The sequence below is a fragment of the Konateibacter massiliensis genome, assembly GCF_900184995.1.
GTDB classification, from domain to species: Bacteria; Bacillota; Clostridia; order Lachnospirales; family Lachnospiraceae; genus Lachnotalea; species Lachnotalea massiliensis.
In genome coordinates, this window is sequence record NZ_LT860099.1 from 2434496 (window position 1) to 2449342 (window position 14847).

Here is a 14847-nt window from a genome sequence, read left to right on the forward strand (position 1 = left end):
CCTAGTATACTTCTTGAATTGTCAGCTCTTCGTTCTGCTTTAGATAATGATTGTAATAATTCAATATTACTCTATTCATAGTCTGGATGCAATCACTGCTGTCAATTTCTCCTGTTCCAAGCAAGGACGCCAGAAATGGAGAGAAAATAGGCAAATCTGTAAAATTCAAATGCCCTGCTTGATTAAAATGAATTTCCCTTGCATCTATTCCATTATTCAGAACTACACTGTTCACATACTGGTCGCCATAAGTCAGCCCTTCTTCATAATGGTCCGTGGTGTCAATGCATAATAACGGAATGGGATAAGGCTCTTCATTTATAGTATAGACATTATTCTCACAGCTTAACTCCTCCCCGAGCATGGTGCCGTCCAAATCGATGACCGCATCGATATCATTTCTTTGTCTGCCTACGGTAACTGCCGTTGCGCCTCCAAGGGAATGCCCCATGATTCCTATTTTGGACAGGTCGATTTTGGTGAAAGCATCTTCCGCGGAATTCTCCGTTTTTTTCTTGATTGTATCTAGTACAAAATTCATATCATTGCTTCGAAGCTCCATCCATTCTCTTGTAATTGCAAATATTTCATCCTCTGAAATTCCATCTTCATTGATTCGAAATACACTTTGGATAAACTCAGGATTTACGGTTATGACCTGACCATCCGTCTGCTTTGTAAAAAAAGCATGATAGGTATGGTCAATGCTGCATATGACATAGCCATGGCTGACTAATTCGGCATAGGTAGAATAATTGCTTTGCCGATAACCAAACGCTCCGTGAGAAAAAATTATAAGGGGAAAAGTCTCCTCTCCCTCTGTCTTGGGATACCAGAATTGTACCGTTACATTCCGGTTGGAACCGTCGGTTTCAAAGGTTTCCACACGGCTTTCGTCCTCCCAGGTAAATACGGCGGTCTCGATTTCATAGCTGCCTGTCGGGGAAAAACCGCTGTACGTGGGAAAAATAATTGCCGGAACGGTTGCAGCTCCTATAAAAAACAGCTGAAATACAGTGACTGCGATGGTTTTAACTGTGCGGTATTGTTTCTCTTGGGCTCTGCGCACCAAACAGATCACTGCCCAAATGCTTCTGATTGCCAATACAAGCAGTAAAGCCTGCCAGCGGAAGCTAAAGTCCAGTACCTTGACTGCCGCAAGCACGCTAACAATTAAAAACTCCGAAAGATTTACAACGCTCTTTTCCTTTTGAAATGATTTCTTTTTCCATATCCTTACCGCCATAAAACCTAGCTCAACGATCCCAAGCATGATTGCTATCATAATACCCATTTTTTCTCTCCTCTTTCTCTGATTTATGATTTGCTTTCAGTATAGAACAGAGCTTATGAGCTTACAATACGCCTCACGCTAAGATGCAGAAATGGGCACTAAGATGCAACGCCTTTTTTGCAAAAGGCTGTTTAAGATTTTTATTTTTAGAAACTTTTTAATTTCCGAAGAGCTGTTCCAGTGTATTATGAATAGCCGCATTTTCCAGCCATGCAGCTATATTGTCAACGGACAGAAGCAGATAGCTCCACAGCTCTTTGTCTTCACCATAATACTGATATACAAGCCTCTCTGTAAAATGTTTGAGTTTATCTTTTATCTCCTGTCGGTCAGATCGCCTGAATAATATTTTTATCTGCTCAAATTCCTGCTCGGTGAAATCCTGCTCTTCCAACGGCTTTCCGACCAGTACATGTCCTATTACATTCATAAAAACAATCTGGCAAATATTTTCTATTATTTTTTTATAGTCACTGCTGTATCTACGCAAAACATTTTTCACATAGCTTTTGCTGAAATTCCCCAAAAACCTTTGCTCCAGTCTGACACAGTCTATAAATTCATACACGGCATCTATCCCGTTGTACATGCTGATATCCTTTAAAACTGGATAATCCAGTGTCAAAATCGTATCCTGCGGCTTGAATTTTGTATCGTACCACTTAAAAAATTCCGGTATTCCTTTTATAAAAGTATCGTACAGGCAAGCGTTCTCGTAGGAATCAAATTCATTCAAAAAAGCATGGTACGAATCAAGGGCACGTTTGACCTTTTCTTTTACACAGTCATAACCTCTTTCATACGCCCGCTCCGCCGAAAGCTGCTCCACAGGCAGTGATAATTCCTCCCTTGATAGCTCCAACTCGTGAATACAGTATATAACTGCTTCCATAAGCTGTTCTGCTTTTTCATAGGTGATGGAGGTACTTTCATAACCCGTCAGCTTATTCGCCAGCTTTGACACAATCGGCACCAACTCTTCCATTTCATAATTCATATGTTCTCTCACCCCCAGAATAATTCCCGTAAAACCTCAAGATACACTTCTCTGTCCCATCTTTGCACTTCATCAAACTTTGAATACTCACCATATCCATCTGTATTCCTATAACCATCATAACCTGCCCGAATAGCCTGCGCAAAAATATCAAGGCAGCTTCCCTCCAGGTAATTAAGGTCACCAAAGCACACTGTCTCAAACTGCTCCTTCATAAAATGCAAAAGCTCGTCATCCGTGATTTCGTCAAGCATTTCATTTTTATAGAGATAAAAAATTTCCTGCAGCCGGATTAGAGTATCTACATAATTGTTTTGGTCAATATAAGCCGAATCACAAAATTCATAGATAATCTGCGGCATAATTCCCTGCGCAAACTCGATTCTTCTCTGCTCGCGCAATACATTTTGACGCTCTGCTGCTAACAGCTTTGCATCTTCTTGGCTTAATGTAAGCCCGTATTGCTCCGTTCTAACATTCATATCCATTATTTTTTCAATCTGATTTTGCTGCTGAAACGACTCCAGCCAATTCTTTTCCATCCGCAATTCTCCTCCGTTATTTCGCAGTGAAAGTTAACAGGAATTATAAGTCAAACGATATTTCGCAATCTTTCTAGTTTACACAGTATAGCACCGCCGACTGCAGTATGCCAGTCTTGAATTTTTCCCATTTTTGTGCTATAATATAAGTAGTTAAACAGGAACGCTCATAACTGATTCTCAGTTGTGGGCGTTGTTCGAATTATTACTGGTTATTTATTTTTACATATTGGAGGTAACATGAAGAAAAAATTAATAATAGGCTCGGTTTCAGCGGCAATAGCACTTTTAGCAAGCTCTTACTTTTTCGTGGGAAACTATTTTTACAATCTTGGAATCAACGCACATACAAAGAAGGACTTTTTAGACGGAAACCCGGATTTGGAGTCCACAGATAAGACTACAGCAGATGAGAAAGCGGCAAAAAAAGCCCTAGATGCGGAATTTATCCGTAACAATCCGCCTGCTTCCCTCTCCATTACCTCTGATGATGAACTTCATTTAAAGCTTCATGCGGATTTGTTTGCAAATGGGGAAGATAATCCAAATTGGGCAATTGTCGTTCATGGTTACAGTGGTGAAAATGACGGTATGTACCATTTCGTTCGCATGTTTTATGAGAAGGGCTATCAGGTACTTGCTCCTGATTTGCGCGGTCATGGCGAGAGTGAGGGTGATTATATCGGTATGGGCTGGGACGACCGGCTCGATATGGTGTCGTGGATAAACGAAATCGTCAAGATAAACCCTGATGCAAAAATCGTGCTTCTGGGCGTCTCGATGGGCGGTGCAACCGTCATGAATACATCAGGGGAAGATTTGCCGTCCAATGTACGGGTAATCGTGGAGGACTGTGGTTTCACGTCCACCGGTGACATCTTCACCTACCAGCTAAAGCAGCTATACGGACTTCCTAAGTTTCCTGTTATGGCGGCAGCAAACACCGTTGCCAAAATACGTGCAGGCTATGATATCTTTGATTCCTCCGCAATAGGTCAGGTAGCAAAAAGTAAGACTCCGATGCTCTTTATTCACGGTGATAAGGACACCTTCGTTCCATATGAGATGCTTGACCAGGTATATGAAGTCGCCACAGTGGAAAAAGAAAAGCTTGTCATTGAGGGCGCCGGACACGGTGAGGCGGAAGCCGTCAACCCCGACTTATATTGGAAAACCGTATGGGCTTTTACAGAAAAATATATGAAATAAGATAAACAAATGAACCGGAAGCGTTTAACACAAAGGAGACCTGTATGAACTACTTAGATGCAATTGAAGCATACAAACCGATTAACGAACAGGAAATAAAAGAGAAAAAAGTAATACTGGATTACATAAAGCATTTCGGTGACAATGTGCTGCTGCGTGACAACGAAATAGCACACATCACAAGCTCCGGTTTTATTATGAACCCTTCCCTTACCAAAGTCCTGCTTATCCACCACAACATCCGAGACGTTTGGGCATGGACAGGCGGTCACGCAGACGGAGACAAGGATTTGTTGTATGTCGCTCTGAAAGAGGCAAGGGAGGAGACAGGTGTTACGGATATCACTTGTCTGACTGAGGATATCGCCTCTATTGATATCCTCACCGTAGACGGGCATATCAAAAACGGAAGCTATGTAAATGTACACCTGCATTTATCCGCAGCTTACATTTTGATTGCAGATGAAAAAAGCCCGCTAAAAATCTGTCCGAACGAAAACAGCGGTGTAGAATGGTTTCCGGTTGAAAAATTCACGACAGAATATTTTAGCGAGCATGATGTTTATCTGTATAACAAATTGATTTCTTTTGCACAAAAGATTGGGCGGACGCCTTTATAAGTTTATCTCCAGCTCAACCGGGCAATGGTCTGAGCCCAAAACCTCCGTGTGAATCTTCGCATCCACGAGCTTGTCTTCCAATATTTTGGAAGTCAGGAAATAGTCGATGCGCCATCCTGCATTTTTGGCTCTGGCGCTGAAGCGGTAGGACCACCATGAGTAAATTCCCTCCATATCCGGATAAAAGTGACGGAAGGTATCAATAAAGCCAGCCTCCAAAAGTGTCGTGAATTTTTCTCTCTCTTCATCGGTAAATCCTGCATTTCTTCGGTTCGTCTTCGGATTTTTCAAGTCGATTTCCTTATGTGCCACATTCAAATCTCCGCATACGATAACCGGCTTATTCTCCTCAAGCTTCTTTAAATACGACTTGAACGCTTCCTCCCACTCCATGCGGTAGTCAAGGCGTGCAAGCTCGTCCTTGGAATTTGGGGTATACACCGTCACAAGATAGAAGTTCTCATATTCCAGCGTAATAACTCTGCCTTCCTGGTCATGCTCTTCAATTCCCAAGCCATATGAAGCGCTGATTGCCTCTTTTTTTGCAAAAATTGCCGTTCCCGAGTATCCCTTCTTCTGGGCATAGTTCCAGTACTGGTGATATCCTTCCAGTTCCAAATCAAGCTGTCCCTCCTGCATTTTACTTTCCTGTATGCAGAAAAAATCAGCATCTATTTCCTTGAAAAATTCCAAAAATCCCTTTTGGACACAGGCTCTAATCCCGTTTACGTTCCATGATATAAATTTCATTTTCTCCTCTTTTCCAATGATTTTATTCGGTCACAACACCCTTCTGCAGCATAATATTGGCATACAGTGCTTTCTCGCTTGTTGCGATAATCGCATATGCTGTTCTGGCTTCATCATAAAAGGCAAAGCGCTCAATATTACCGACACAGGATGCACCGCGTTCATCATATTTTGCCACAATTTCTTTATAAGTATCCCATATTGGTGTCTCCACTGTATCTCCCGGCATTACTTCCATTAAATTAACCGGTTTTTCTACATATCCATCCAGCGGAAACAGTTTCAAAATAGCGTCCAGTATCTCCGGTACTCCATGTCCGTCGCAACGGATTACAATGGCGTCTTTTCCCATTTCCTCCGCCGGAAAATTGCCGTCCGAAATAACAAGTTTGTCGCTGTGTCCCATTTCACATAAAACTTTCAATAATTGAGGTGATAAAATCTGCGGTATTCCTTTTAACATTAAAATGTCCTCCTATTTGTTTGTGATAAAGGGGATTGCAATTTGCAATCCCCTTTATTATATCATATTTTTTATAGTTCGTGTATCAGTTTGGTAATTCGCAATTGCCGATTAGTCGTATAAGTTTGGAGCAATGTCAGCATCGTCCATATTGTCTGCGGTATACCACTTACAGCCTGTATCCACATCAGAAACTGCCTCGCCCTTTGCTGCTTTTACAGCCAGCTCTACCACGTTACGTCCGATTGCAACTGGATCCTGTGTTACAGCGCCTGCTAATTTACCGGATTTTACAGCACTCTTAATTAATTCACCAGAGTCAAATGCAACGCCTACAATACTTGTGCCAAGCTTATTTAAGTTCGCATCACCGTTGATAAGACCTTCACCTGAGTGCTGGTTAGAGCCATAGATACAGATGGTGTCTGGTTTGTTCAAGAGGTTCTGTGCATCAATAGAGGAAAGCTCTGCTGTTACCTGTGCCGGAACTGCCACGTCAATAATTACGTTTGCACCGTCAACCTTGTTTGCCCATTTGTCATGACCTTCAATCGAAACTGTTTTTCCGTCTGCTTCAATTAAGGATTTCATTTTGTCGATAAAGCCTGAACCACGGTTTGTGATGGATTCAGATGTTGCATCCTGATTCATAACGCCGATTCTCACGGTATCGGTTGCAGAAGCAATCTTATCTTTGATTATCTTATAGGTTTCCTCTGCTGCAAGCTCACCAGCTGCATAGTTGTCAGTTGCTGCGTTTGCCGCAATTGCACCATCCGGAGCTCCCGGTACACCGGAGTCAAATCCGATAATCGGAATGCCTGCTTCCTGTGCCTTTGTGATACCTTCCAAGCATGCCTGGGTATCAAGTGCTGCCAAACCGATTGCATCCGGTTTATTGTTCAATGCATTATTTAACATCTGAACCTGCTGTGCAATATCACTTTCTGTATCAGGTCCCTTAAAGTCAATTGTTACGCCCAACTCTGCTGCCGCTTCCTCAGCTCCCTTTAATACTGCCTGCCAGTACTGATGCTGAAAGCCCTTTGATACGATGTATATGGACATATCGCCGCCTGCCGCTTCATCTGTCTTAGTATCAGCCGTATCTGTCTTTGTATCTGTTGCTGTGTCTGTCGTTGCTGCTGGTGTTGTTGTGTCCGTTGTGCTGGTGCTGCCGCTTGAACCGCAGCCTGCTAACAATGCTGATACCATTGTTGCACACATTAATACGCTTACTAGTTTTTTCTTCATTGTAAATCCTCCCTTAATTTGTTTTATACTTACTTACCAGACCTTTGCCGATAAGCTTGCTATACCCGTTTCCCTTTTGGTGGTTCCCGGGTAATTACTACCGTGTTCTTCTTCTAGTTTTTCTTTCTTCTGTTTGCAACGTCCATAAATACTGCAAAGATAAGTACAAGTCCGGTTGCTACCTGCTGATAGTGTGTCTGTAATCCGATAAATGGTAAACCGGTTTTTAACACTGACATGATGAATACACCAATTAATGTACCTGCGATTGTTCCGTATCCGCCGCTCATGGATGTTCCTCCGATTACAACGCCTGCGATGGCATCAAGCTCGAAGCCTCCGCCTCCGCCTGGAAGCAGGGTAGAGTAAACTGCCGCATAGGCAATACCTGCAATACCTGCCATTGTACCGCTTATCACATAAGCCAGTGTCTGCCACTTCGCTACGTTTACACCGGAAAGTCTTGTCGCTTCAATGTTGCTTCCGAGTGCTACGATATAACGTCCCGGACGACTTTTATTTAACAGTGTTGCCATCAATACGGCTACAAGTAAAAGTAAGATAAATCCTGTCGGAATCGGGGTTGAGATACCGTCCGCTCCTGTGATATTTATTTTAAATATATTTCGAAACCATCCTTCTGCCTCGGTTGCCTGCGGCCATGTAACACTCTGTGCCTTTGTAAAAATAGAACCAAAGCCTTTGGAAAGCATCATGGAACCAAGTGTTGCAATAAACGGAGGCAGACCCATATAGGAAACCATCAAGCCGTTTAATAAACCAAAAACCGTACCGATTAAAATACAGATGATTAAGCACAATGCTATCGGCACATTGTATTTGGTTGCGAGTGCTCCCGTCACAAGGGAGGAGCAAACAAGAACCGTACCGATGGAAAGGTCGATGCCTCCCGTCGTAATAGCAAATGTTACACCGATTGCCATGAAACCAATGTAGTAAGAAGCGTCAAAGATACTTACCAATGTGGAATACTGTCTAAAGGAAGGGCTGATTGCCCCAAATACGATATAGATGATTACCAGTGCCAGCAGGGCAATCAATCGCTGCGTACCAACTGCCTTGACAATTGGATTATTCAATAAAGCGTTAGGCTTTTTTTCTGTTGTTTTTGCTGCCATTTTTTTAATCCTCCCAATTAATTTCTAAGTGTTGCGGCATGCATGATTCTCTCCTGAGAAGCTTCCTCAATGCAAAGCTCTCCGGTCTTTCTTCCCTCACACATGATGATAATTCTATCACTCATACGAAGTACCTCTGTCAGCTCCGAGGAAATCATAATAATTGATTTTCCCTGCGCAGCAAGCTCATTCATCAGATGATAAATCTCGCTCTTTGCTCCTACATCAATACCTCTTGTCGGTTCGTCAAAAATTAGAATGTCGCAATCCTTAATCAGCCATTTTGCGATGACTACCTTCTGCTGATTTCCGCCTGAGAGGTTGATTACTTCCGTCTCCACATTTGGCGTCTTGGTCTTTAATTTTTCAACATATTCCTGAGCGATATTTTTTTCTTTCTTCTTATCAATAAACAATCCACTCATAAAATTTTCAAGGGCTGCCATTGTCGAGTTGGAGGCAACGGATTCCGCAAGCACGATTCCGTACCGCTTTCTGTCCTCGGACAAATATCCGATTCCTGCTGCCACCGCATCCTTAGGGCTGTTTATTTCCACCTTTTTGCCGTTGATATAAATATCTCCGCTCTCTTTCTTATCTGCTCCGAATAAGACTCTCGCCGTCTCCGTTCTACCCGCTCCCATAAGTCCTGAAAATCCGAGTATTTCTCCCTTTCGAAGCTCAAAGCTTATATCTTGAACCATCTTTCCGGCATTTAGGTTTTCAACCTTTAGAACAACAGGGGCATCTTTAGGCACTGTACTCGCCTCTTTTGGGTCTTCATATATCGTGCGCCCTACCATCATGTTGATGATATCATCCTTCGTCGATTGCTCAGTTATGAGCGTTCCGACATACTCGCCGTCCCTCATTACCGTCACCCGGTCCGTGATAACCTTAATTTCGTCCATACGGTGTGAAATATAAACGATACCGAGTTCTTTTTTCCGTAAGTCTCGTATAATTTTAAACAGCTCGGCAATTTCCGTTTCCGTAAGTGCCGCGGTAGGCTCATCAAAAATAATAATCTTTACATCTTTTGAGATAGCCTTTGCAATCTCACACATCTGCTGCTTACCAACGGTCAAATCACCCATTACCGTATCCGGATCAATATCAATGTTTAATTTCTCAAACAGCTTCGCCGCCTCTTGATTCATCTTCTTGTCGTTAATCAGCTTGCCGTTCATCATTTCCCGACCGATAAATATGTTCTGTGCAACCGTCAAGTGATTCATCATGTTGAGCTCCTGATGTACGATTGCTATACCTGCATCCTGAGCTTCCTTCGGATTAGTAAACTCCACTTCCTTGCCTTCATATGTAATGGTTCCGCTGTCTTTTGAATAGATGCCGGTTAAAACCTTCATAAGTGTGGATTTACCAGCACCATTCTCGCCCATCAGAGCATGTACCTCACCCTTTTTCACCTCAAGGCTTACACATTTTAATGCGTGAACACCGACAAATGACTTATCGATATCCTTCATCGTTAAAATTACATCACCCACTGTTTCACCTTCCTTTTGTGCAACTTGTTTAATATGTGTATAGTATATGTCTAAACCGTAAACATTTTAATAGAATATTCTCTTTAAAAAGGTAACTATTTTACTTTTTGGAAGAAAAGAATGTTAATAAATTAGAAAGAAAAAGGTTAAGTATTTTTAAAAAAATATTGTAAATAAAGTAGTACAGTATAATGATAGGTTTATTGATAGCAAAGAAGGAGATGAGGATAATTGATCATAAATTATGTCGAAAACTGATGTGGGGAATGCTTTTGTTAGGTATGTTATTTTGTGCAATACCTGCAGTAATTTTCCCTTCAATTTATTTATATTTTATCAATGCTGGTGCAATCATAATGGGTCTCTCTATTATTTTAGCTATTTTGTATTTACGGTGTCCTTATTGTAGAGGAGCGTTAAATATTCGTGGACTTCCACCTGATTATTGCCCACATTGCGGAAAAAAAATAAGTTAATTATTTAAAGAAATAAGTTTACAAAGCATATCATAAACTTTATTTTTACAGTAGCAGTTGACCAAACACAAAAAGAGACAAATTTGCTTCAAAGCAAGTTTGTCTCTTTTCTCAAAATATGTTTGCCATCGGGTGTTTGGATGGCATTACAGAAGTTTTTCATCGTAATGACCCAAGCACCATACCCCTTTACTCTACCGAAATGGAAATAAAAGCTTCTGATTTTCCTCCGTGTAAATATCATCTTTTCTTACAATGTTACTATTGGAATCAATATTTGCGGCGACCTCCTCGCCCCGGAGGAGTTTAACCGCCGTCTCCAAGCCGATATATCCCATATTAAACGCCTTCTGCACAACGAGCCCATCAAATACACCAGATTCCAGCAATTGGATTTCTTCTGTTGAGCTGTCAAAGCCTATCATCTTGATGGAGTCTGTGAGATTTAAATCCCGTACAGCTCTTGCGGCACCGATTGCAGAATATTCGTTAAGTCCCGCTATAATATCCACGTCAGGATGCTTTTGCAGCAGTTCCTTTGTCACCTCATACGCCTTATCATACTCCGAATCGCTGAAGACGACATCCACAATCTTTTTTTCATCTTCACCAAGTGCTTCCCTAAGCCCGGCTTCTCTTGCAATCGCAGTCGATGTTCCCTCCACATGGCTCACAATCGCAATCTTAGAGTCCTCCTTGACGAGATTTTTGATCAGCTGCCCAACTTTTCTGCCCGCCTTCACGTTATCGGTGGCGATTACGGCATCTTCAACAGGCTCGGACATCTGGGAGTCAATCAGGATAAGTTTAATTCCGGCTTCCTTAATCTTTTTTGCAGCAGGAAGTGTCTTTTCATTGTCCGCAGGGGAGAGCAAAATCGCATCCGGCTTCTGGGCAATTGCTTCCTCAATCATCCGGTTCTGTCTCTCATAGTCACTCTCCAACTCAGGTGCCCTGACACTTAAATCCACCCCATATTCTTTCGCCGCAATCTGTACCCCTTCAATCAAGGAAAACCAGAAGGCATTGTTCTCATCCACTACCTTTGAAATATAAATAATCTTAATCTGACCATTGTCCTGTGACTCACAACGAGTCAAAAGAAATGCCGTCGTTGCCAAAACAATGAGCAGGGCAAGCCACCGATACAATCCTCTATTCCGCTTCATTGTCTCTCGCCTCCTCCCCGCTCGCGGGAACTCTTACCTCAACAATGGTTCCGACATCAAGGGTACTTCTGAATTTCAGCCCATAATCACTTCCATAATAAAGCTTCAAACGATTATTTACATTCGTTACGCCGACACCGGCAGAGCGACGGTTTGCTTTCTTTTCAAATATATGCTCCAGTGTCTCTTCATCCATACCCTTTCCGTTGTCCTCAATGCATATAACAATGTCCGCTTCCTCTCTTCTAGCTGTGATGCGGATAAGCCCCTTACCTTCCTTATATTTAATACCATGGTAAATAGCATTCTCTACAAGAGGCTGCAATACCAGCTTTACAATTGATTCCCTTAAAATATCTTCTTCGATTGCAATCTCAAATTCCAGCTTATCCTTATATCGCATCTTCTGTATCGTCAGGTAGCTTCTTGTGTATTCTGCCTCATTCTCGATGGTCACAATCTCGTCCTCGTTGCTGATGCTCTGACGAAACAGCTTTGCAAGTGAGGAGGTCATAAGAACTACCTCTTTATTTTTTCCGCTCTCTGCCATCCATATAATAGAATCTAAGGTATTGTACAAAAAGTGAGGATTAATCTGCGATTGAAGTGCTTTTAGTTCACTCTTTCGCTTCTGTCTCTGCTCCCGCACAATCTCCTCCATCAGCTCCTTAATCTTGCGGGTCATAATATTGAAGGAATTGCCGAGCATTCCGATTTCATTCCGGTCAAGCACCTCAATCTCGGCATGCTCGAAATGCCCCTCCCACACCGCTCTCATGGAGTTTGCGAGCTGCTTCAGGGGCTTTGTTATCTCACTGGAAAGTACAATCGCAATGACCCCCGAGATGATAATCAAAAACAGTGCTGTAAACAGGTAAGCGAGCTGAGTTTCCTCTTTTCCTGCCATAAGCTCACTCAAATACGCCACACCAACGACGGTCCAGCCTGTCTTGTCCGATGTGTACACAGTATACAGCTTACTGTCTTCCCCCTCTGCCGTGGTAAAATTGGTCTTGTTTCCGTTTAAAACCTCCTCTACCTTTTCACTCTTCAATCCTCCATAAATCAAGGTCTGCCTTGGATGGTAAATGATGCGTCCTTGAGAATCTACAATAAACACATATCCCTTGCTTCCGAGACTGATTCCTTCACACAGATTATTGATAGCACTGTAATTTAGGTCAACAAAAAGCACACCTTCAATTTCACCTGTATAGGGATTTTCAATGCCACAGCTAAGCGTTACAACCCATTTATAATCATCCTTAATTGCATTCTGGACATGCGAAGAAGACAAGACCGCAATCTTACTGCTTTCTCTTGCCTTCTCATACCACTCCATTTCCTTTATGTTCGCGTAAGGGTTTAGCTCATCATTCCCGTCATTGATTACATTTCTCCCGTTGTCACTCAGCACGGCAATATTATAAATGTCCTCTCTGGCATCACTTATCGTCTGAAACTGTGAAATCACTCTCGCCTTAATCTGCTCCAGCTCCTCCTCGGTGCAGTCCTCCTTGTACAGATAATCCGTGACATCTTTATTGCTTGATATTAGTCTGGATATATTATCCATATAGTCAATGTAGGAATCAATATCCCCATTCACCTGCTCAATGAGCTGCATCGTATAGTATTTGGAGTTTTCCATTATGGTTTCCTGCGTATAGTTGATGGATATAATCAGAAAAACCATAAGCGCGGCGGTGATAATCATCGAAAAGAAAAATATCATCGTGCTTCTGATGCTGTTAAATCGAAAGAGAAGATTTCCTCTTTTTTGCGTCATTGTTATTTCCTCTTCTTTTTGGCATATTCGGTAGGTGTAAAGCCTGTGTGCTTTTTAAAGGTGATGCTGAAATAATGAGGATCGCTAAAGCCGACCTCATCCGCAACCTCATAGGACTTTAAGGATGTATTCTCAATTAAGTTTTTTGCCTTTTCCATTCTCTTCTTTGTCAGCGCTTCAATAAATGTCTCACCGGTGTAGCTTTTAAAAACAGAGCTGAAATAGCTCGTACTCATGGCGAGATGACTACAGACGGAATTTAAGGATATCTCGGCGTTTCCGTAGTTTTTATCAATATAGTCAAGAGCCATGACCGCCTGCTTGTTCCCGTAGCTGTCCTTTTCATTTGTCATGCCCTGCGATACCTTAATGCAGAAATCCACCAGCTCATTTTCGATATCCCGCAAATGATTCAGCGCATAAATCCGATTGATAAAGGTATATTCTCCCTCCATAAATTCCTCATCCCGAAGCCCTGCCTCCTCAAGCATATTCACAATCAATAAAACCATATTCTGAATATATAGGATAACCCGGTTTTTGGACATATAATCCGTTCGGAAGGTTTGAAACAGACCATTTACCATTTTGCGTATCTCTTCCGCATCGCCTGCTTTTATATTTAACAATATCTTGTCATTCCATGCTGATATATTGATTTCCGTGTCTGTCTTATCCTCCATGAGCACCTTGGAATCCAACACCATGTTGCCTCCCAGCAAAAAGCGGTATTCCAAAACAGATTTTGCCGTTTCAAGTGATTCGCCTAACAAACTGCTCTTTTGAAGAGTCTTTCCTATCCCGATTGTCGTCTCGATTTTTAAGTAATAGTTTAGAGCGTTTCTGATTTCAGTACAGATATCAAGTACTTTTTCCCGAAATCTTTCTTCCCGATTCGACTTAAATATAATAGCCGTCTTTCCCTCCCCGTTTTGGAAGGTCACACCGCACCCATGCTTTCTGACAATCTCATCCGTTATATTGTAGATGGAAAAGAGTATCAAATCTTCCTTAATGCCCGGCTGCCGCTTCATATATTCTTCTAGGTCGTCCCCCTCCACAATTGCCGCGCAAAAATGTCTGGCTGACAAATCAACGCCGAATTCCTCCGACTTTCTCTTAATGTCCTCCGCAAGTACATTGCCTTGAATTAAGCTGTTTAAAAACCTGCCCTTTAGCATAGGCAGATTGCTCATATATGCTTCCTGTATTTTCTTTAAATCTTTCTTTTTATCTGATTCCTGATCAAAATCCGTCTTGATTTTATCAAGTAAATCGGTAAGCTCATATGCCGTCACAGGCTTTAAAACATATTCAAGCACCTTATATTTTACCGCTGTCTTGGCGTATTCAAACTCATTGTATCCGCTTATAATAATCACTTTGGTGAGCGGGTACTGCTCATATACATAACGGGTCAACTCCATGCCATCCACATAAGGCATACAGATATCCGTAATCAGAAGATCCGGCACCTCCTCATTTATCTTTTCCATTGCCTCTTTTCCATTTTCACATGCTCCTAAAAACTCAAATCCGCTCTTCTCCCATTTGATGTTTTCACTTATCGCTTCGCGGATTAATGCTTCATCATCTACCAGTAAAACCTTGTACATAACCTTCCCCCTTAGTTA

At 42.0% G+C, this 14847-nt stretch carries 13 protein-coding genes; 2 read left to right on the plus strand and 11 right to left on the minus strand.

From position 1 onward, the window contains the following. Position 1: 1 nt before the first annotated feature. The 3 genes from CTY48_RS16895 to CTY48_RS16905 form a co-directional block, all read right to left on the minus strand. Positions 2 to 1294 (minus strand): alpha/beta hydrolase family protein, encoded by a 1293-nt coding sequence (locus CTY48_RS16895; RefSeq protein ID WP_099469619.1) that lies wholly within the window; start codon positions 1292 to 1294, stop codon positions 2 to 4. Positions 1295 to 1451: 157 nt separating this feature from the next. Then, the gene (locus CTY48_RS16900) at positions 1452 to 2291 is read right to left on the minus strand and encodes a DUF6179 domain-containing protein (RefSeq protein WP_099469620.1); all 840 of its coding nucleotides are present in this window, start codon (positions 2289 to 2291) and stop codon (positions 1452 to 1454) included. An 8-nt stretch (positions 2292 to 2299) separates the two neighbouring features. Continuing rightward, the gene (locus CTY48_RS16905) at positions 2300 to 2833 is read right to left on the minus strand and encodes a DUF6323 family protein (RefSeq protein ID WP_099469621.1); all 534 of its coding nucleotides are present in this window, start codon (positions 2831 to 2833) and stop codon (positions 2300 to 2302) included. Between the two features lie 240 nt (positions 2834 to 3073). On the opposite strand from CTY48_RS16905, the gene CTY48_RS16910 reads away from it, so the two are divergent. Together CTY48_RS16910 and CTY48_RS16915 are read left to right on the plus strand one after the other, a co-directional pair. Further along, positions 3074 to 4042, plus strand: coding sequence for an alpha/beta hydrolase (locus tag CTY48_RS16910; RefSeq protein ID WP_099469622.1), 969 nt, complete (start codon positions 3074 to 3076; stop codon positions 4040 to 4042). Between the two features lie 44 nt (positions 4043 to 4086). Next, the gene (locus tag CTY48_RS16915) at positions 4087 to 4662 is read left to right on the plus strand and encodes an NUDIX hydrolase (protein WP_099469623.1); all 576 of its coding nucleotides are present in this window, start codon (positions 4087 to 4089) and stop codon (positions 4660 to 4662) included. Here the strand turns inward: CTY48_RS16915 and CTY48_RS16920 are convergent. From CTY48_RS16920 to CTY48_RS16960, 8 genes are all read right to left on the minus strand, one after another. After that, positions 4657 to 5412 carry an exodeoxyribonuclease III gene (locus tag CTY48_RS16920; RefSeq protein WP_099469624.1) on the minus strand — a complete coding sequence of 252 codons (756 nt, stop codon included), beginning with the start codon at positions 5410 to 5412 and terminating at the stop codon, positions 4657 to 4659. The genes CTY48_RS16915 and CTY48_RS16920 overlap by 6 nt on opposite strands. 22 nt (positions 5413 to 5434) lie before the next feature. Further along, positions 5435 to 5875, minus strand: a complete 441-nt coding sequence (locus tag CTY48_RS16925; RefSeq protein ID WP_099469625.1) for an RbsD/FucU family protein — start codon at positions 5873 to 5875, stop codon at positions 5435 to 5437. 111 nt (positions 5876 to 5986) lie between these two features. Next, entirely contained in the window at positions 5987 to 7129 is a 1143-nt protein-coding gene (locus CTY48_RS16930; protein ID WP_099469626.1) for an ABC transporter substrate-binding protein, read from the minus strand. Between the two features lie 113 nt (positions 7130 to 7242). Beyond that, positions 7243 to 8268 carry an ABC transporter permease gene (locus CTY48_RS16935; RefSeq protein WP_099469627.1) on the minus strand — a complete coding sequence of 342 codons (1026 nt, stop codon included), beginning with the start codon at positions 8266 to 8268 and terminating at the stop codon, positions 7243 to 7245. 17 nt (positions 8269 to 8285) lie between these two features. Next, positions 8286 to 9779, minus strand: coding sequence for a sugar ABC transporter ATP-binding protein (locus CTY48_RS16940; protein WP_099469628.1), 1494 nt, complete (start codon positions 9777 to 9779; stop codon positions 8286 to 8288). Between the two features lie 670 nt (positions 9780 to 10449). After that, positions 10450 to 11424: a substrate-binding domain-containing protein gene (locus CTY48_RS16950; protein WP_099469630.1), complete on the minus strand. Its 975-nt coding sequence runs from the start codon at positions 11422 to 11424 to the stop codon at positions 10450 to 10452. Next, the gene (locus tag CTY48_RS16955) at positions 11411 to 13213 is read right to left on the minus strand and encodes a sensor histidine kinase (RefSeq protein WP_099469631.1); all 1803 of its coding nucleotides are present in this window, start codon (positions 13211 to 13213) and stop codon (positions 11411 to 11413) included. Before CTY48_RS16955 ends, CTY48_RS16950 begins: the two co-directional genes overlap by 14 nt. 2 nt (positions 13214 to 13215) lie before the next feature. Continuing rightward, positions 13216 to 14829: a response regulator gene (locus CTY48_RS16960; protein WP_099469632.1), complete on the minus strand. Its 1614-nt coding sequence runs from the start codon at positions 14827 to 14829 to the stop codon at positions 13216 to 13218. Between the last annotated feature and the right edge of the window lie 18 nt (positions 14830 to 14847).